General features: G+C 46.2%; 15 protein-coding genes. 5 read left to right on the top strand and 10 right to left on the bottom strand.

Annotated features, from left to right (window positions below):
* The first annotated feature begins 33 nt into the window (after positions 1-33).
* From MDMS009_RS09750 to MDMS009_RS09740, 3 genes are read left to right on the top strand one after another with little or no spacing between them, the layout of a single operon-like run.
* The gene (locus MDMS009_RS09750; protein ID WP_008291331.1) at positions 34-681 is read left to right on the top strand and encodes an adenylate kinase; all 648 of its coding nucleotides are present in this window, start codon (positions 34-36) and stop codon (positions 679-681) included.
* Positions 682-722: 41 nt separating this feature from the next.
* Entirely contained in the window at positions 723-1,586 is an 864-nt protein-coding gene (locus MDMS009_RS09745) for a PfkB family carbohydrate kinase (RefSeq protein ID WP_008291649.1), read from the top strand.
* Positions 1,583-1,957, top strand: coding sequence for a Rieske (2Fe-2S) protein (locus MDMS009_RS09740; RefSeq protein WP_043888161.1), 375 nt, complete (start codon positions 1,583-1,585; stop codon positions 1,955-1,957). The genes MDMS009_RS09745 and MDMS009_RS09740 overlap by 4 nt, the downstream gene beginning before the upstream one ends.
* Here the strand turns inward: MDMS009_RS09740 and MDMS009_RS09735 are convergent.
* The 7 genes from MDMS009_RS09735 to leuA all read right to left on the bottom strand — a co-directional run bounded on the left by MDMS009_RS09735 (position 1,906) and on the right by leuA (position 12,700).
* The gene (locus MDMS009_RS09735; RefSeq protein WP_008291332.1) at positions 1,906-3,939 is read right to left on the bottom strand and encodes a tRNA(Met) cytidine acetyltransferase TmcA; all 2,034 of its coding nucleotides are present in this window, start codon (positions 3,937-3,939) and stop codon (positions 1,906-1,908) included. The two genes, MDMS009_RS09740 and MDMS009_RS09735, sit on opposite strands and share 52 nt — an antisense overlap.
* Before the next feature lie 16 nt (positions 3,940-3,955).
* Positions 3,956-4,159, bottom strand: a complete 204-nt coding sequence (locus MDMS009_RS09730; RefSeq protein WP_008291523.1) for a SlyX family protein — start codon at positions 4,157-4,159, stop codon at positions 3,956-3,958.
* A complete protein-coding gene (gene metH, locus MDMS009_RS09725) occupies positions 4,159-7,857 on the bottom strand; it encodes a methionine synthase (RefSeq protein ID WP_008291651.1) in 3,699 nt (1,232 codons plus the stop codon). Before metH ends, MDMS009_RS09730 begins: the two co-directional genes overlap by 1 nt.
* Positions 7,858-7,933: 76 nt before the next feature.
* Positions 7,934-9,643 carry a potassium/proton antiporter gene (locus MDMS009_RS09720; RefSeq protein WP_008291538.1) on the bottom strand — a complete coding sequence of 570 codons (1,710 nt, stop codon included), beginning with the start codon at positions 9,641-9,643 and terminating at the stop codon, positions 7,934-7,936.
* Between the two features lie 78 nt (positions 9,644-9,721).
* Entirely contained in the window at positions 9,722-10,204 is a 483-nt protein-coding gene (locus MDMS009_RS09715; RefSeq protein WP_008291721.1) for an LEA type 2 family protein, read from the bottom strand.
* Positions 10,205-10,386: 182 nt separating this feature from the next.
* Complete coding sequence (locus MDMS009_RS09710; protein WP_008291274.1) at positions 10,387-10,785, bottom strand: hypothetical protein; 399 nt, start codon at positions 10,783-10,785, stop codon at positions 10,387-10,389.
* A gap of 211 nt (positions 10,786-10,996) precedes the next feature.
* Positions 10,997-12,700, bottom strand: coding sequence for a 2-isopropylmalate synthase (gene leuA, locus MDMS009_RS09705; RefSeq protein WP_043888160.1), 1,704 nt, complete (start codon positions 12,698-12,700; stop codon positions 10,997-10,999).
* Between the two features lie 308 nt (positions 12,701-13,008).
* Between leuA and MDMS009_RS09700 the strand changes: the two genes are divergently transcribed.
* The gene (locus tag MDMS009_RS09700; RefSeq protein ID WP_043888159.1) at positions 13,009-13,479 is read left to right on the top strand and encodes an Lrp/AsnC family transcriptional regulator; all 471 of its coding nucleotides are present in this window, start codon (positions 13,009-13,011) and stop codon (positions 13,477-13,479) included.
* Here the strand turns inward: MDMS009_RS09700 and rarD are convergent.
* Together rarD and MDMS009_RS09690 are read right to left on the bottom strand one after the other, a co-directional pair.
* Complete coding sequence (gene rarD / locus MDMS009_RS09695) at positions 13,476-14,363, bottom strand: EamA family transporter RarD (RefSeq protein WP_008291552.1); 888 nt, start codon at positions 14,361-14,363, stop codon at positions 13,476-13,478. The genes MDMS009_RS09700 and rarD overlap by 4 nt on opposite strands.
* A 43-nt stretch (positions 14,364-14,406) precedes the next feature.
* A complete protein-coding gene (locus tag MDMS009_RS09690; RefSeq protein ID WP_008291473.1) occupies positions 14,407-14,733 on the bottom strand; it encodes an MGMT family protein in 327 nt (108 codons plus the stop codon).
* Positions 14,734-14,836: 103 nt separating this feature from the next.
* Here MDMS009_RS09690 and MDMS009_RS09685 point away from each other — a divergent pair, with 103 nt between their 5' ends.
* Complete coding sequence (locus MDMS009_RS09685) at positions 14,837-16,558, top strand: bifunctional protein-serine/threonine kinase/phosphatase (protein ID WP_043888158.1); 1,722 nt, start codon at positions 14,837-14,839, stop codon at positions 16,556-16,558.
* 25 nt (positions 16,559-16,583) lie between these two features.
* Here the strand turns inward: MDMS009_RS09685 and MDMS009_RS09680 are convergent, their stop codons facing one another.
* The gene (locus MDMS009_RS09680; protein ID WP_008291504.1) at positions 16,584-16,829 is read right to left on the bottom strand and encodes a VF530 family protein; all 246 of its coding nucleotides are present in this window, start codon (positions 16,827-16,829) and stop codon (positions 16,584-16,586) included.
* Between the last annotated feature and the right edge of the window lie 125 nt (positions 16,830-16,954).

The raw sequence follows: 16,954 nt of genomic DNA, 5'->3' as shown, positions 1-16,954 counted from the left end.
CTCGCTTTAATTGATAACTTTAAGAGGCTAACAATGAGAACCGTTCTACTTGGTGCCCCTGGCTCCGGTAAAGGCACACAAGGTGTCGTGCTATCCAAAAAATTCAATATTCCTCAAATTTCAACGGGTGACTTGCTGCGTGCTGCAGTCAAAGCTGGAACGGAATTAGGTAAACAAGCCAAAACAGCCATGGACGCGGGTGCATTGGTCTCGGACGATATCGTCATTGGCCTTATTCGTGAGCGTCTGTCACAAGAAGATGCACAAAACGGTTACATTCTGGACGGTTTTCCACGCAATATTCCGCAAGCCGAAGCCTTAGACGCAATGCTCGACCAATTAGGTCAACCACTGCAAGGTGTCGTACTCCTCGATGTGCCTTTCGAAGAGCTGATGCAGCGCCTCACTGGACGCCGTACCTGTAAAGATTGTGGCGCGATTTACAACATTCATTTGTCTCCGCCTAAAAGTGAAGACCAGTGTGATCGCTGTGGTGGGGAGTTATTCCAGCGCGAAGATGATAATGAAGAAACCATCGGCAATCGTTTAAAAGTGTATGAAGAGCAGACTGCGCCACTGATTGGTTTTTATCAAAAACAAGCCAAACTACACAGCATTGCAGGTACTGGCGATATCGATCACATTACCGACCAAGTCGGCGCTGTTTTCGACGAAATTTAAGATGAATCGATCCAGCTCCATGTCGGAGCTGGATTCTTTCTATGGCTACTATTCTCGCTGTCGGTATTGCGACACTCGATATCATCAATACTGTTGCCTGTTATCCCGCAGAAGATGACGAGGTCAGAGCGTTATCACAACAACAGGTCAGAGGTGGTAATGCCACCAATACACTGACTGTGCTGAGTCAGCTTGGCCATCAAAGTTACTGGGCCGGGGTTCTGATTGATGAACCTGATGCCGACATTATCAAACAAGCACTGCATCGTTATCAGATCGACTTCAGCCACTGCCAGTACCTCACTGAAGGTAAGGTGCCCACATCCTACATCACGCTGAATGAGGCAACGGCAAGCCGCACAATTGTCCACCATCGTGATTGCCCAGAGCTTAGTTTCAACCACTTTAAAACACTAAAGCTGGAGCAGTTTGATTGGGTTCACTTCGAAGGACGAAATATCAGTGAGTTGAAAAAAATGTTGGTCTGGCTGAAACAGCATTATCCGGCACTGCCTTGCTCCTTAGAAATCGAAAAGCCACGCAATGACATTGAAGCCTTATTTGAGCTGCCAGACGTGCTTATGTTTTCAAAACCTTATGCCCAAAGTCGAGGCTATGATGATGCGGCGACGTTCCTAGGCAGTCTCGCTGAGACCGCAATAATGAGCTGCAGTTGGGGCGAATCGGGTGCATGGCTGAAACATAACAATGCCATTGTGCATAGTCCCGCCTTTCCCCCTGAGCGAGTCATTGATACCCTAGGCGCTGGTGATACTTTTAACGCTGGTCTGATTTCGGCCTTAGTTCAAAAGCAAACAGCACAACAGGCCTTAACCTACGCTTGCCAACTGGCCGGCAAAAAGTGTGGTCAAACTGGTTTCGATAACTTACTCGCATCCTCATGAAAAAAATTTATTTGTGTCAAAAAAACGAGCTCAAAGAATATCAAACTCGCGGCTTTACCGTAGAGGTTGGAGATGATTCACTGGACTTCTTTCTGCTCAAGCAAGATGGCGGAGTCAGCGCTTATTTGAACTACTGTCCGCATCTGGGTATTCCGCTTAACTGGCAGCCGGATGAATTTATGTCGATGGAAGGCACGCATATTCAGTGCTCGACTCATGGTGCCTTGTTTCAACTTGAAGATGGTTACTGCTTTTCAGGCCCTTGCCGCGGCGAAAGTCTGACCAAACTTAACGTCGAAATCGCTGATGACGATAAGGTTTATTTAGTATCGACGGGTGAAGCCGCTGATAACGCTTCAGAAACCGCCTGACGAAGCACAGCAAGCAGTTCACCGCGACCACTTAACCCCAAGCTAATGGCAACATCACTGATATCACGTTGCTGCATTAGCACAAGCATTAGCGCAGTCTTGGCTTTTGGTTCAACTTTTTCTAAAGCTTGTTTTCCTATGGCGCTACTCAACCACTTCCATAATGCAATCTCTGTCGATTCTAAACTCCGCTGAGCATAAGCGAAGCATTCAATTTGTAACTGTTCGCTGTCTGTTACATGCTGTTCAAACGCTAAAACAGCCTGATTCAGACAAATCAGCTGATTGACTGGCAGCCACTTTAGCTGACGTTGTATTAAATACGGCCATTGCTGACTGAGTGCGTGTTCTGCTTTATCAAATAATGCCTTCCCTCGGCCTGAAATAGGCAACAGCATAAGCACAGAAACACTGCCCGTCACCTGATCCAGATGTTGCCCCAGACGTACTGGCTTGAGACCGTTTTTCAGCCAGAACTCACAGACACGTTCATCCATCGCATAGCTGGTACCAATCAGATCCGTTTTTCCCCGCATCGCTTGTTTTAATTGTGTGAGAAAGAAACTACCTAAACCTTTGGAGTGAAGCTCAGGATGTACGGCAATACGAATGATACGTTTGTAATGATAGTCTCCGGCATCTGGCAAGCCGGCATGCGCTAATAAAGATTGTGGTAATAACTGGCCTTTTAAACGACGTTCACCGGCAAATACCTTGCCTGCCAGATCGGCATCAAGCGCTGGTTCATCGACTAACCATACGGTCGCAACAACGTTATCCTGATAGCGCAGCACTGCGATGCTGATATCGTCACGGTCCAGCATCATCTGTAAATCAGAAGGTCGAGTACGATAATGCGCCAACACCATGAGCCCGAACACTTGTCTTAACAAGGTTTCATTCGCTAACAGCTGCGCTCGCGATAACCACTCAAATTGAACGTTTTGCATGTTAGCTGCAGCCACGGACTCAGCCGCAACAGGTTCGGCATTGAGCAGTAAGGCATCAAAACTAAACTTTTCCAAACGATCATTATCTGCCCAGCGTATCGGCTGGGTGAGAGATAGAGATCGCCAGTCAGGTGTATGCGTATCCAACGTTTTTTTAAACGCTAAAGCAAAGCCGCGACCGGTGCCTTCATAGCCATGTAAGGTGGAGGCAAAGACGACTCGAGCGTAGCTTTGTAAAAGCTGTTCCAGCATGTGTAAGGGAATAGCTGCGGCTTCATCAACAATCAGTAAATCGGCAGCAGGTTTGGTTTTGAGCAATAAGTCAGGGGCGACAAATTCAATTTCACCGTCCTGCCAGTGCAAACCTCGTGGCGTTTTCATTGCCGCTGGCAGTGCCAGGCTAGCATGCTCAAACAAGGCGTCACTATTCGCTTTTGCCGGACCGGTAACGACGAGTTTCGTTTTACCCAGTTTTAATAATGCTGCCGCTGCCATACCCAACAAAGCTGTTTTGCCACGCCCGCGATCAGATGAAATCAGTAACGGGCGACGACGATGCCCAGATACCACTTTTAATACCGCTTCGATCGCTTGCTGTTGCTCAACACTGGGCTGCACGGAAGTGGGTTCTGACGTATCGATATCCAACGCCAGCATCGGTAACGATTCAGGTTGCTTAACATGATGAATACTTTCTGCGTAATCTGCAGCAACCTCAATTAAACGTGCTAACCACAGGCTGTTAAAGGTATTCGGAACTAGCAAAATCAATACGCCACCAGCTTTCAGGCAACCGATGATTGCACCGAGCGCGTCGGCGGAAAATGGCTGACAACAATCAAACACGACCAAGGCCAGCTCACGTCCCAAATACTGTGTTGCTTGTTTTATGGGAACGGCAACACTGCCCGCTTGGTCTGTATCGGAAAGATACAAACGCTGGGTGTCTGAAGCCTTATGATAAAGCGCTAAAGCCTGCTCATTTAACCAGAGGCTTTCACCTTGCAAAATCAGACATTGGCGCTGTTGCATGGAGGGTTAGTCCAGATTAATAGTGTGGTGGTGGTGGTTCATCACTCTGAGCAATCATTTGGGTATGTTGTACCGTCTCTAACTGGGCTTTTAATGCCGCTAACATCAACTCCAGGCGATCAATTTGTTTTTGTTGATCCGTCACTACTTGATTCAGCTCTTCGAGCAAGCCATCCTGAAATGCGAGACGAGTTTGTAAATCCACAATATCGTCATTCATTAGATATCTCCATCATAGGACAGAGCAGGTCCTAACCAGCGTTCAGCGGTTGGTTTATCCCAGCCTTTACGTTGGGCATAATCTTCAACTTGATCCTGATCAATCTTACCCAATCCAAAGTAGCGTGATTCAGGATGAGCGAAATAAAAACCACTGACAGCCGCCGTGGGTAACATTGCATAAGATTCAGTAATCGTCATGCCCGCATTGTTGATGGGATCAATCAAATCCCACAGTAAGCCTTTTTCAGTATGATCAGGACACGCAGGATAACCCGGCGCCGGTCGAATACCTTGATACTTTTCATCAATCAATGCGTCATTATCCAGCTGCTCGTCCTGAACATAGCCCCAGAATTCTTTACGGACTCGCTCATGCATGCGCTCAGCAAACGCTTCAGCTAAACGATCCGCCAAAGCTTTGAGCATGATGCTGTGATAGTCATCATGATCTTCATCAAAGCGCTCGACATGCTCATCAATGCCAATCCCGGCTGTGACCGCAAAGGCACCAATATAATCATCCACACCGCTATCTTTAGGCGCAATAAAGTCAGCCAAGGCAGCATTCGGACGACCAGGTGGACGTTCGGTTTGTTGACGCAGGCTATGTAACGTCATCAACACCTCATTACGACTATCGTCGGTGTAGACTTCAATATCGTCATCATTAATGCTGTTGGCAGCAAACAAACCAATGACCGCTCTGGCTTTTAACCATTTTTCATCAACGATCTGTTTGAGCATTTTTTTGGCATCTTCAAACAGGTGCGTGGCATGCTCACCGACAATTTCATCTTTCAGAATACGGGGGAATTTACCGGCCAGTTCCCATGATTGGAAAAACGGAGTCCAGTCGATGCGTTCAACCAGTTCATCCAATGGATAGTCGTCAAACACCTCTAAGCCTAACTTAGCGGGTTTTGTCGGCTGATAGGCCTGCCAGTCAATCTTGGTTTTATTAGCGCGAGCTTCCGCAATCGGTAATTGTCTGCGCGTACTCTTACGCCCTTTATGACGGGCACGTTTTTCTTCGTAGTCTTTTTTCAGCTCAGCAATAAAGGGCACGCTGGCCTCTTTACTCACCAGCTTTTGCGCCACACCAACAGCACGTGATGCATCTTTCACATAAATACTACAACCGTGATAATTGGGCTCAATCTTAACGGCTGTATGGATCAATGAGGTAGTGGCACCGCCAATCATCATGGGTGTTTCAAAGCCCAGACGTTCCATTTCTTTGGCAACATGCACCATTTCATCAAGTGAAGGCGTGATCAAACCTGACAGACCGATAATATCGACGTTTTCTTCTCTGGCCACATCCAAGATTTTCTGCGCTGGCACCATAACCCCAAGATCAATCACCTCAAAGTTATTACATTGCAATACAACACCGACGATGTTCTTACCAATGTCATGCACGTCGCCTTTAACGGTAGCCATCAGAATCTTGCCGTTATTCTTGCTAGTGTCACCCTCTTCTTTGGCAGCTTCAATATACGGCATCAGATAGGCAACGGCTTTTTTCATTACACGGGCTGATTTGACCACTTGGGGCAGGAACATCTTGCCTTCACCAAACAAGTCTCCCACCACATTCATACCATCCATTAATGGCCCTTCGATCACTTCCAAAGGTTTCGGAAATTGTTGTCTGGCCTCTTCAGTATCATCTTCAACATAATCGGCGATACCTTTGACCAGAGCATGTTCAAGCCGTTTACTGACCGGTAATTCACGCCAGCTTAAATCTTCCTGCTTAGCGGCTGTACCACCCTCACCCTTATATTTTTCTGCCAGTTCCAGCAGCCGGTCGGTTGAGTCGTCACGTCGATTAAGAATGACATCTTCCACCACCTCACGCAGTTCATCTGGCAAATCATCATAAATCGCTAGCTGTCCGGCATTGACAATCCCCATATCCATACCGGCTTTGATCGCGTGGTAAAGGAAAACGGCATGAATCGCTTCACGGACCACATTATTACCACGGAATGAAAATGACACATTCGACACACCACCACTTATCATTGCATGTGGCAGGCTTTGCTTAATGTCATGTGTGGCTTCAATGAAATCAACAGCGTAGTTATTGTGTTCTTCAATACCGGTTGCAACTGCAAAAATATTAGGGTCGAAAATAATATCTTCCGGCGGGAAATGTACTTTTTCGGTTAATACTTCATAAGAACGGGTACAAATTTCACGTTTACGCTCGCGAGTATCAGCCTGTCCCGTTTCATCAAACGCCATCACAATAACGGCTGCGCCATAACGACGAACCAGCTTGGCCTGTTCGATAAAGTTCTCTTCACCTTCTTTCAGACTGATTGAATTGACGATGCCTTTGCCTTGAATGCATTTTAGCCCCGCCTCAATGACTTCCCATTTAGAGGAGTCGATCATCACTGGAACCCGACTAATATCCGGTTCAGCTGCCAATAGATTAAGGAACGTGACCATCGCCTCTTTCGAGTCGAGCATGCCCTCATCCATATTGATATCAATGATCTGAGCGCCATTTTCAACTTGCTGCCGCGCCACTTCCAAGGCGGTGTCGTAATCGCCTTCTTTGATTAAACGGGCAAAACGCAATGAGCCGGTGACATTGGTACGTTCACCGACATTCACAAACAAGCTATCTTCAGTGATATTGAGTGGTTCCAAACCACTTAAACGACAATGATGCAGGTTTTCTTTTGGTTTACGTGGTGTGATGCCCTCAACCGCTTCGGCAATCGCTTTGATATGCGCCGGCGCTGTACCACAACAGCCACCAACGATATTCAAAAATCCAGCCTCGGCCCATTCCTTAATCTGCGCAGCCATCACTTCAGGCGATTCATCATACTCACCAAACTCATTCGGCAGCCCGGCATTAGGATGGGCACTGACGTACGTGGTTACCACATTGGAGAGTTCTTCAACATACTGGCGCAATTGCTCAGCACCTAAGGCACAGTTCAGACCAATACTGATCGGTTGAATATGAGACAAGGAGTTCCAGAACGCTTCTGCAGTCTGACCTGATAAGGTGCGACCGCTGGCATCGGTAATGGTGCCGGATATCATCACCGGCAGGTGGATATCATGATCTTCACAGAATTTATCAATGGCGAATAATGCCGCTTTCGCATTTAAGGTATCAAATACCGTTTCCACCAGTAGTAAATCCGCCCCGCCATCGACCAGCCCGCGAATAGCTTCCGTGTATGCAACCACCAGCTCATCAAAGTTCGTATTACGAAAACCAGGATTATTTACATCGGGTGAAATACTGGCGGTACGATTTGTCGGGCCTAATACACCAGTCACAAAACGCGGTTTCTCAGGGTTTTTGGCAGTAAACTCATCAGCGACTTCTTTCGCTAATTCGGCCGAGACTTTATTCAGTTCATAAACCAGATCTTCCATCTGGTAATCCGCCATCGCGATTGAGGTGCCATTGAAGGTATTGGTTTCGACAATATCCGCACCGGCTTCGAAATAAGCACGATGAATATCACGAATAATCTGTGGCTGAGTTAATGACAATAAATCGTTATTGCCTTTGACATCACAGGGGTGCTCTGCAAATCGTTCGCCGCGAAAGTCTTTTTCTTCCAGCTGGTAGCTTTGAATAAGCGTTCCCATACCACCATCAAGGATCAGGATTCTTTGTTCTAGCTGGGTGCGAAGTTGGTGAAAAGCGGTCATTAAAACGATGTTCCTGTGTGCAGATTAATCTTTGAAAAACCGTGAATTATAACAAATTATCCCCCGCACTATCGCCTTATTCATATAAGCGCATGCCCACTTTGAGGATCGTATCACCATCCACTTCATTCACGACCCAGTGAATGCCATGCCAATCAACTTCATCCCCTACCACGGCATGACCACCGACGCGACGCGAGATAAAATCAGCCAAAGTCAGATGCTCCTGGCGCGCACTCATCGTCAACCCGTAGGCTTTGGCAACGTCTTTCAACATGGCATCGCCATTGAGTACAAAAGCGCCGAAGAACGCTTCAACTTGACGCAGCTGCATTTCGCCGTTGAACAGCTGATTCAAACTGTCCAAGTCTTCTTCACGGCTAATTACACACAAGACATCCCCCATTTTTAAAGTGGTATTGCCTTTGGGGTGAATCATCGCTTTGCCACGGAATAGGCCTGAAATTAAAGCACCAGATGGAAACTTCAGTAAACGGATAGGTTGACCATCCAGACTCTGATTTTCCACTTTATAGACAAACATTTCATAGTCCTGCTCCTGCAGAATACCCAGTGCGCCACGCTGTTTAGGGCTGACTGATTGAGGCACCTGAACCCGCATCCATTTTGCCATGACAGACAACGTCCCTCCCTGGATGAGTAATGACAGCAATACCACCACAAAAGCGACGTTGAAATAGAGTGTGGCATTCTCGACGCCACCAATAACGGGAAAAATGGCTAATACAATCGGCACGGCGCCACGCAGCCCTACCCAGGAAATAAAACTGATTTCACGCCAGCGAAATTTAAAGAAAGGTTTTATCGTCAGTAACACCGCCAAAGGACGGGCAATAAAAATCAGTCCGAGCGCAATGACTAAGGAAGGCAGAGCATAATGAAGCAGTTCATGGGGCGTCACTAATAAGCCCAGCACCAAGAATAAACCTATCTGGCTGAGCCATGCCAAACCATCGTGCACAGGCAAAATATGTTGTATATGTCGACCCGGCTGATTACCAATCAATAAGCCACACAGGTAAATAGCCAAAAAGCCACTGCCACCAATCACACTCGCCAAACCAAACGTTGAAAAGCCCATTGCCAGCGCTAACAAAGAATACAACGCCGGAGCCAGTTCAACTTTACTGAGCATGCGGGCCGTTAGCCAACCACCAGCCAGACCGACGGCAATACCCAGACCAAACTGTTGAATAAAAAAGAAGAAAGAATCCAGCGGCGTTGTAAAATCCCCAATCAGGATTTCAATTAACAGTAAGGTCAGAAAAATCGCCATCGGATCATTAGTACCCGACTCAATTTCAAGTGTCGCGCCAACCCGCTCGTTGATGCTGATACCTTGTCCGCGAAGCATTGAGAACACAGCCGCCGCATCTGTGGAGCCCACAATAGCGCCAATCAACATGCCCTCAAGCAAGCTCAACTCAAACACCCACATGGCAATGGCACCAACCACACCACTGGTCAGAAACACGCCCAAGGTAGCTAATGATAACGCTGGTTTAAAGCCAACCCGGAACGTTTTCAACCGAGTTCTAAGACCACCATCAAGCAAAATCATCGCCAATGCCAGATGACCGATGATAAAAGCTTGTGAGTAATTATCGAACTGAATACCCAGCAGACCATCTTCGCCTGCTAGCATACCCAGCACTAAGAAAATGATGAGTAATGGCAAGCCAAACAATGACGATAGTCGGCTAGCCAGGATACTGAGGGCAATGAGAAACCCACTGAGTAGAAATAAAGTGTTGATTGAATCCATATAGAGGCTTTTAATTTGAGACCTCTCGATTATGCCATAACAGCCTTATTTCATCGTCTATTAACCCGCATTAATGAATTAAATCGTGGTGTCTTCGCTGCCCGTGCCAAAGCTGATCACGCCCTCTTCTTCAACGGTAATAAATGGCAATAAACTTCCTACATCCAGACGTGCTTTAAAGCGGTATGCCAGCGAATCACGTTGGCCAGAGAGTAACTGATTTAATAAACGAGCACTTCCAAGTAAATCCGGACTTGCCTGAATAGAAATATCGGCTGTGCCATAGCCTGGAATATGGGGCAATTCGGGTTCGGCACCACTGAGAATACGCTGACCATCGACTTCCAACGAGTAACTCATCCCTTGCAAGGGTAGATCACGGCGGTTGGGATTGATCACCTGTAAACCAATCCGAAAGCTTGGGGTAGAAGATTTTGTCTGCGGTGCCAGGCTAATTGAGGTGATATTTACCTGTGGCGTTTCGTAACCAGACCACAAGCTCGCACATGCGGTAAGGCTGATAACCACCAAAAACATCAGAAACCGGCTTAAATAGGTCATAAACGTTTCTCTCTTTTGACTGGCACCAGTTTACCTAAGATAAGCAAGGTGAGTCTGATTAAAGCGGATTATACGAACAAAAAAAAGCGCTGCATAAGCTAATGTAAGGCATATGCAGCGCTGATTATTTTTGACGCGTTACTCAGTGAATGTTTGAGGTCAAATCATTCACTCAGACTTGCTTATTCACCCATTTCATGAGCAGGATGTGGGGCATTGGCAGCGTCTTCAGCCTGCTCCACATTCTCTTTATAGTCTTCACTCAAGGGAGCTTTTTTATCTGAATCAGACAATGCTGCCTCACCCATCTCATGGGCTGGATGCTCAGACCCTTTATGGGTATTTTCATGCCCCATTTTATGGGAAGGATGCGGCGCGTTAGCAGCCTCTTTTGCCTCTCTCAGATTTTGCTTATATTCATCACTGAGTTGCTCTTGTTTATCCGAGTCAGACAATGCTGCTTCACCCATTTCATGTGCTGGGTGTGACGCTCCCTCATGTGACTCATGATGTTCTGCGAATGCAGGCGTTGCTGCAAAAAGCAAAGCGAGCAGTGTTGTCATAAATCCTTGTTTCAACATGTTACCTCCTAGTTCGATATTTCAAACATTGTGGTAAGAAACTGATTAACTTCTAACAATTAATCAGCATGTGTCAGTATCCTAACGAAGACTTAAGTTGACTTCAAATTACACAAAAACATCACTTTTTTATTTATAAACAATAGCTTGAACTATTTTTTAGCCTGAATTCAGAAATATCCTGACTCAATTCAAGCGGTGTTTCCCGTTCTCATGAGACAGCTTCCTGCTTAGCTGTTGCCAGCTCAGGAGCATGCCCTATCAGTAAGCGATTAACACCATTGATTAAGGCCTTAATCGCCGCTGTGGTGATGTTTTTATCTTGACCAACCCCAAACACCGTGTCGTTATCGCCTACTTTAACTTCAACATAACTGACTGCTGCCGCATCAGATCCGGCGCTCATACCATGTTCGTGATAATCCGCTACCGTCACGGTCACGCCCAAGTGCTGACTGATAGCTTTCGCGGCCGCATCCAGTGGCCCATTGCCCTGACCGTGCAGCTCTATACGCTGCTCGTCATAGTTGGCAACAATTTTGGTAATCACATTGCTGGTTTCCTCATCAATCACATGACTACTCATGTAGTTGTAGGGCGCTGCCACTTGTAAATAGGATGATTCAAACAAGCTGACGATATTGCTGCTGTTAACCTCTTTGCTGGTTTCATCACTGACTTTTTGCACAATTTTGCTGAACTCAATCTGCAACCGTCGTGGCAACTCAAAGCCCGCAGCCTGTTGCAGTAAGAAACTGACACCGCCTTTACCAGACTGGCTATTGACTCTCACCACCGCATCGTAGCTACGGTTCAAGTCAGCAGGATCAATGGGCAAATAAGGTACTTGCCAATAAATAGCGTTCGTTTGCACGGCAAAGCCTTTCTTGATCGCATCCTGATGCGAACCAGAAAATGCTGTAAACACTAATTCCCCAGCATAAGGGTGTCGGGGGTGAACCGGTAACTGCGTGGTTTCCTCATACATCTGACGAATTTGATCAATATGCGAGAAATCGAGTTCGGGATTAATACCTTGTGAATAAAGATTTAACGCCAACGTCACCAAATCAACATTACCCGTTCGTTCGCCATTACCAAACAAACAACCTTCCACTCGGTCTGCGCCTGCCATGACAGCAAGCTCTGCCGCTGCCACGGCGGTGCCACGGTCATTGTGTGGGTGCACACTCAAAATAATGCTGTCACGATTGTTGAGGTTACGATGCATCCACTCAATCTGATCGGCATAGGTATTCGGTGTCGACATCTCCACGGTTGCCGGCAAGTTAAGGATCATTTTATGCTCCGGCGTCGGCTGCCACACCGCAGACACCGCGTCACAAACTTCTTTAGCAAACTCAACTTCGGTACTGGAAAAGACTTCTGGTGAGTATTGATATACCCATTCGGTTTCAGGCTGCGCTGCCGTCATCTCTTTAACCCAGCGCGTCCCGCGCTCAGCGATAGCTTTAACACCTGCTTTGTCGCTCTTGTAAACCACCTCACGGAAAGTGGGTGAAATCGGGTTATACATATGCAAAATCACACGCCGGGCACCTTTTAATGACGCCACGGTGCGTGCAATCAGATCTTCACGTGCCTGAGTAAGCACCTCAATAGTCACATCATCAGGAATCCGATTTTCTTCGATCAAACGGCGTACAACGTTGAAATCAGTCTCTGAGGCAGAAGGGAATCCCACCTCAATTTCTTTAAACCCAATTTTTACCAATTCGTCAAAATAGCGCAGTTTGGTGTCCACTGACATGGGATCAATCAAGGCCTGATTACCATCTCGCAGATCCGTACTCATCCAAATGGGTGCTTTATCCAGAGTAGCATTTGGCCACTGTCGATCCGTTAATTGAATGGGCTCAAAACGACGGTACTTCTGAGCAGGATTGGTAATCATGGTTGACTCCTGATTGTCATCATCAATGGTTAGCTGAGAAACCTTTCGCGAGTTACTGACATTTCCTGTCGGGTTAACAGGAGGGCTACGAAAATCGACCATCACTTGTGGTGATGTGAGAGTTATCGTGCCAGCGAGAGCTTGTGACTCATTCGCTACCGGTTTCAGGCATGGAGAATAGTATAAAGATGTTCTACTGGAATTAAATTGCTAACATTCTATATAATTCAATTTTTAAGGAATAATATTTCTATAAAATAACTTTTTTTGATATAAATCACCTTACAACCCTGTTATTGGAGAATATCATGTCCAACAAACTGGATCGTTATGACCAGATGATTCTGGATACCTTGCAAAAACAAGGGCGAATTACCAATCAAGAATTAGCAGAAGCAATTAAATTATCGCCCTCCCCCTGCCTGCGTCGGGTCAGACAAATGGAAGAGGAAGGCTTGATTGATGGTTACGTCGCTTTACTCAATGCCAAAAAGCTGGGGCTGACTCTGATGGCATTTATCGGCATCAGCATGGATAAACACACACCCGAACGCTTTGAAGCGTTGGAATCAACGCTTGCCGACTATCCTGAGGTACTTGAGTGCCACCTGATAACTGGCCAATCTGCGGATTACTTACTCAAAGTGATCGTGAAAGATATGGATGCCTACCAGCAGTTTTTACTGAATAAACTGACCCGTATAGAGGGCGTCACCGGTGTACATACTTCATTTGTGATGAAGTCGCCCATCAACAGTACGGCGTTATCTGTCACTTAACTGCTTAGTGAAGACTGCTTTTGCCGTTGCATTTGCCATAAACCGGACACGAACAACAACAGGGCTAACCAAACCAGAATAAAAGTGACTAAACGTGCTTCTGGAAAGTGCTCATCCAACACGAACACACCGATTAAGAACTGAATAGTGGGATTGATATACATTATGAATCCGACAATCGATAAATTGATGCGGCGCGTCGCCATTGCAAATAACACTAACGGCAGCGCTGTTAGAAAGCCTGAGCAAATAAGTAAGAGCGTTGTTTGATTATCTAAACCAAAGCCCATCTGGCTATCTGAAGTAAACAGCTGCCAGGCAATAAACCCCAGCGCTAAAGGTAATAACCAGAGCGTTTCAATGGTAAGGCCATTCAGTCCATCAATCGGATGAACTTTTCGCACCAGCCCATAAAAACCAAATGCAAACGCCAATACGACGCCCACCCAGGGCAGTGTGCCAAATATCCACAACTCCCACATCACGGCGATAAGGGCTAATCCTCCCGCCCAGGCTTGTAACGGGTGTAATGGCTCCTTCAATAAGATTCTGCCCATCAGAAGACTTACCACCGGCATAATAAAATAGCCGAGACTGGCTTCTAATACACGGTGTTGCCCTACCGCCCAAATATAAACCAGCCAGTTCACCGCAATCAGTAGTGAAGAAACACCCAGCCAAATTAGCGTTGTTTTGTCTTGCAGTGCTTTTGCCAGTAATCGGCCACGTAGTAACAGCAAGCTTAGTGACAGCGTAGCGACCAAAGACCAAATAATCCGGTGAGATAATACCTCCACCGGTGACACATGGTTCAGGTAGCTAAAGAAAAGTGGGAATAGGCCCCAGATAGAGTACGCCAGAACAGCGAGCATCAGACCTTGCATAACGATCCTGATAAATTAAACGCTTATGGTATCAACTTTCTCATCAGGGTTCGCTGACAATACCATCCCAAGCGTACTGTTTTAAGCTAATGCTTCCAGCAATAACTTTCACTCCTTCATCATGCAAACGCATTGCTTGAGATTGAAAGGCTTGTGTATTAACAGGAAAAGCTATTTTCCCCTTGGCATTAATCACTCGATGCCAGGGTAACAGGGTATCCTTTGGCAATTGTTTTAATGTCTGTCCGACATATCGCGCATAGCCCGGATACCCACATAGCTTAGCAACCTGTCCATACGTTGCCACTTTGCCTTCGGGGATGAGCGCCACGATCTGCCAAATCATCTGTTTCAGTTCAACTGCAACCATTTACTTATATCCTCAATACGGCCAGATCACCCTTTTTTAGCCTATATTCAAACTGTGCCAGATATTGCATGATAGTTATCAAATAACCAAGGACGACAATGTAATGTCTGAGTCTTTATCTCTCACTATTGGTCAACATTCCAACGCCGGCCGCAAGCCAATAAATCAAGATCGATATGGTCTGTTCATCCCCTCTGAACCTGAGCTGACTACGAAAGGGATCACGGTGGCCTTGGCGGATGGTATCAGCACAAGTGATGTCAGTCAGGAAGCCAGTGCAACATCGGTTAACAGTTTTATTGCAGATTACTATGCAACCCCCGACTCATGGTCAGTGCAAACCTCGGGACATCGTGTCTTACAATCCATTAACTCTTGGCTGTATGGACAAACCCGCAATAGCGAGTTCCGTTATGACATGGATCAAGGTTATGTTTGCACGTTTAGCGGTCTGGTGTTCAAAGCGAATAAAGCGTATTTGTTCCACATCGGCGATAGCCGCATTTTTCGGCTGAGAAATAATCGTCTTACCCAACTATCGATTGACCATAAAAAAGCAGGCGATCAGGAAAACAGCTATCTGACCCGTGCGATGGGGCTGGAACAACAATTTCACTGTGACAGTAAAACGTTTGATGCCAATTTGGGCGATATCTTTATTCTGGCCACAGATGGAGTCTATGACTTTATCAATGAAAACCAAATTATTGCTGCCATCAACACGCATACTGATGACTTGCAAAAAGCCAGCGAAAGCTTAATTCAACGAGCTTTCGATGCCGGTAGTGATGATAATCTGACTATTCAGATCGTGCGGGTTGAAACGCTACCGCCACTGGGCATGCCGAATCTACAACATGCAAGTCTTTTACCTGCCCCCCCCGCTCTCACGCCGAAAATGGAGTTTGATGGCTTTGAGATACTGCGTGAGCTTTATGTCAGTAGCCGTAGTCATGTGTTTTTAGCAAAAGACATGAATACGCAAGAAAATGTCGTGCTCAAAGTCCTATCCACCGATCTGGAGGACGATCAGGAGGCGATTGAACGTTTTCTGATGGAGGAGTGGATTACACGCAGGCTGAATAGTGTGCATTGCCTCAAAGCGATAGAAAGCCAGCGCCAACGTCACTTTCTCTACAGTGTCACCGAATTTATTGAGGGCCAGACCTTAACGCAATGGATGCAAGACAATCCTCACCCCAGTCTGGATCAAGTCAGGCGCATCGTTGAACAAATTGCCAAAGGTCTGCAAACAATGCATCGCCGCGAAATGATTCATCAGGATATTCGTCCTGACAACATCATGATTGATAGCTCAGGTACCGTAAAAATCATTGATTTTGGCTCAACCCGCGTAGCAGGCGTGGCAGAATTAGGCGCCGAAACCGATTTAATTCTAGGCACAGCCCAATTCACTGCGCCTGAATATTTTCTTGGTTATCAGGGTACAGCTCAATCCGATATTTTTTCTTTGGCTGTGCTGACCTATCACTTGCTCTCTCATGAACTGCCTTATGGCTCATCGGTATCAAAAGCCTATAGTGTGGCGGCGCAACGGAAACTCAGTTATCGCTCCTTAGTTCGGGAAGAACACAAAATTCCCTTCTGGGTCGATGACACGATTCGCAAGGCTGCTAGTATTCAGCCTCACAAACGTTATCAGGAAGTCGCCGAGTTTGTGTATGACCTGGGTCATCCCAATAAAGTATTTTTGAATAAAGCCAAACCGCCATTGATTGATCGTGACCCTGTACTATTTTGGAAATGTGTATCAACGGGTTTAGTACTGATCGTGCTGTATCAGACTCTGGCGGATTACCTTTAGCTCGTTGCGGGAAACTATCTGCCGATTAGGTCGATTTTTTCCATGGCGACGACTCACTAAATGTCGTGATATACAAAGCCTCGACTTTATCTCTTGCCCAAGGCGTTTTACGTAAAAATTTCAGCGATGATTTCACCGATGGATCACTTTTGAAACAATTGATGTTGATTCTATCTGCCAAACCCGACCAACCATAATGGTCGACTAAGTCTGTCACTACTTTTTCAAGCGTTATGCCGTGTAATGGATTATTAGCTTGTTGTTTTGTCATTTATGAATAGGCTTTTTATTAAAAATCAAATTTACATCAATCACTGATGATGTCGTAATGCGTATCAAACATAAAGTGATTTTGTTAACACAACAAGCGGTTTCTGTTGGGAGCTATTTGTAGAA

Origin of the sequence: Methylophaga thiooxydans DMS010 (genome assembly GCF_000156355.1) — a bacterium.
In the GTDB taxonomy this organism is placed as follows: Bacteria; Pseudomonadota; Gammaproteobacteria; order Nitrosococcales; family Methylophagaceae; genus Methylophaga; species Methylophaga thiooxydans.
The sequence above is the reverse complement of the archived record's forward strand: the minus strand, read 5'-3'. Positions and strand labels throughout refer to the sequence as shown.

Excerpts from the sequence above, each read along its gene's own strand:
- MDMS009_RS09720 (WP_008291538.1), bottom strand. The coding sequence starts at position 9,643 with ATGGATTCAATCAACACTTTATTTCTACTCAGTGGGTTTCTCATTGCC.
- rarD (WP_008291552.1), bottom strand. The coding sequence starts at position 14,363 with ATGCAAGGTCTGATGCTCGCTGTTCTGGCGTACTCTATCTGGGGCCTA.
- MDMS009_RS09745 (WP_008291649.1), top strand. The coding sequence starts at position 723 with ATGGCTACTATTCTCGCTGTCGGTATTGCGACACTCGATATCATCAAT.
- MDMS009_RS09730 (WP_008291523.1), bottom strand. The coding sequence starts at position 4,159 with ATGAATGACGATATTGTGGATTTACAAACTCGTCTCGCATTTCAGGAT.
- MDMS009_RS09750 (WP_008291331.1), top strand. The coding sequence starts at position 34 with ATGAGAACCGTTCTACTTGGTGCCCCTGGCTCCGGTAAAGGCACACAA.
- MDMS009_RS09690 (WP_008291473.1), bottom strand. The coding sequence starts at position 14,733 with ATGGTTGCAGTTGAACTGAAACAGATGATTTGGCAGATCGTGGCGCTC.
- MDMS009_RS09715 (WP_008291721.1), bottom strand. The coding sequence starts at position 10,204 with ATGACCTATTTAAGCCGGTTTCTGATGTTTTTGGTGGTTATCAGCCTT.
- MDMS009_RS09740 (WP_043888161.1), top strand. The coding sequence starts at position 1,583 with ATGAAAAAAATTTATTTGTGTCAAAAAAACGAGCTCAAAGAATATCAA.
- leuA (WP_043888160.1), bottom strand. The coding sequence starts at position 12,700 with ATGATTACCAATCCTGCTCAGAAGTACCGTCGTTTTGAGCCCATTCAA.
- MDMS009_RS09710 (WP_008291274.1), bottom strand. The coding sequence starts at position 10,785 with ATGTTGAAACAAGGATTTATGACAACACTGCTCGCTTTGCTTTTTGCA.
- metH (WP_008291651.1), bottom strand. The coding sequence starts at position 7,857 with ATGACCGCTTTTCACCAACTTCGCACCCAGCTAGAACAAAGAATCCTG.
- MDMS009_RS09735 (WP_008291332.1), bottom strand. The coding sequence starts at position 3,939 with ATGCAACAGCGCCAATGTCTGATTTTGCAAGGTGAAAGCCTCTGGTTA.
- MDMS009_RS09680 (WP_008291504.1), bottom strand. The coding sequence starts at position 16,829 with ATGACAAAACAACAAGCTAATAATCCATTACACGGCATAACGCTTGAA.
- MDMS009_RS09685 (WP_043888158.1), top strand. The coding sequence starts at position 14,837 with ATGTCTGAGTCTTTATCTCTCACTATTGGTCAACATTCCAACGCCGGC.
- MDMS009_RS09700 (WP_043888159.1), top strand. The coding sequence starts at position 13,009 with ATGTCCAACAAACTGGATCGTTATGACCAGATGATTCTGGATACCTTG.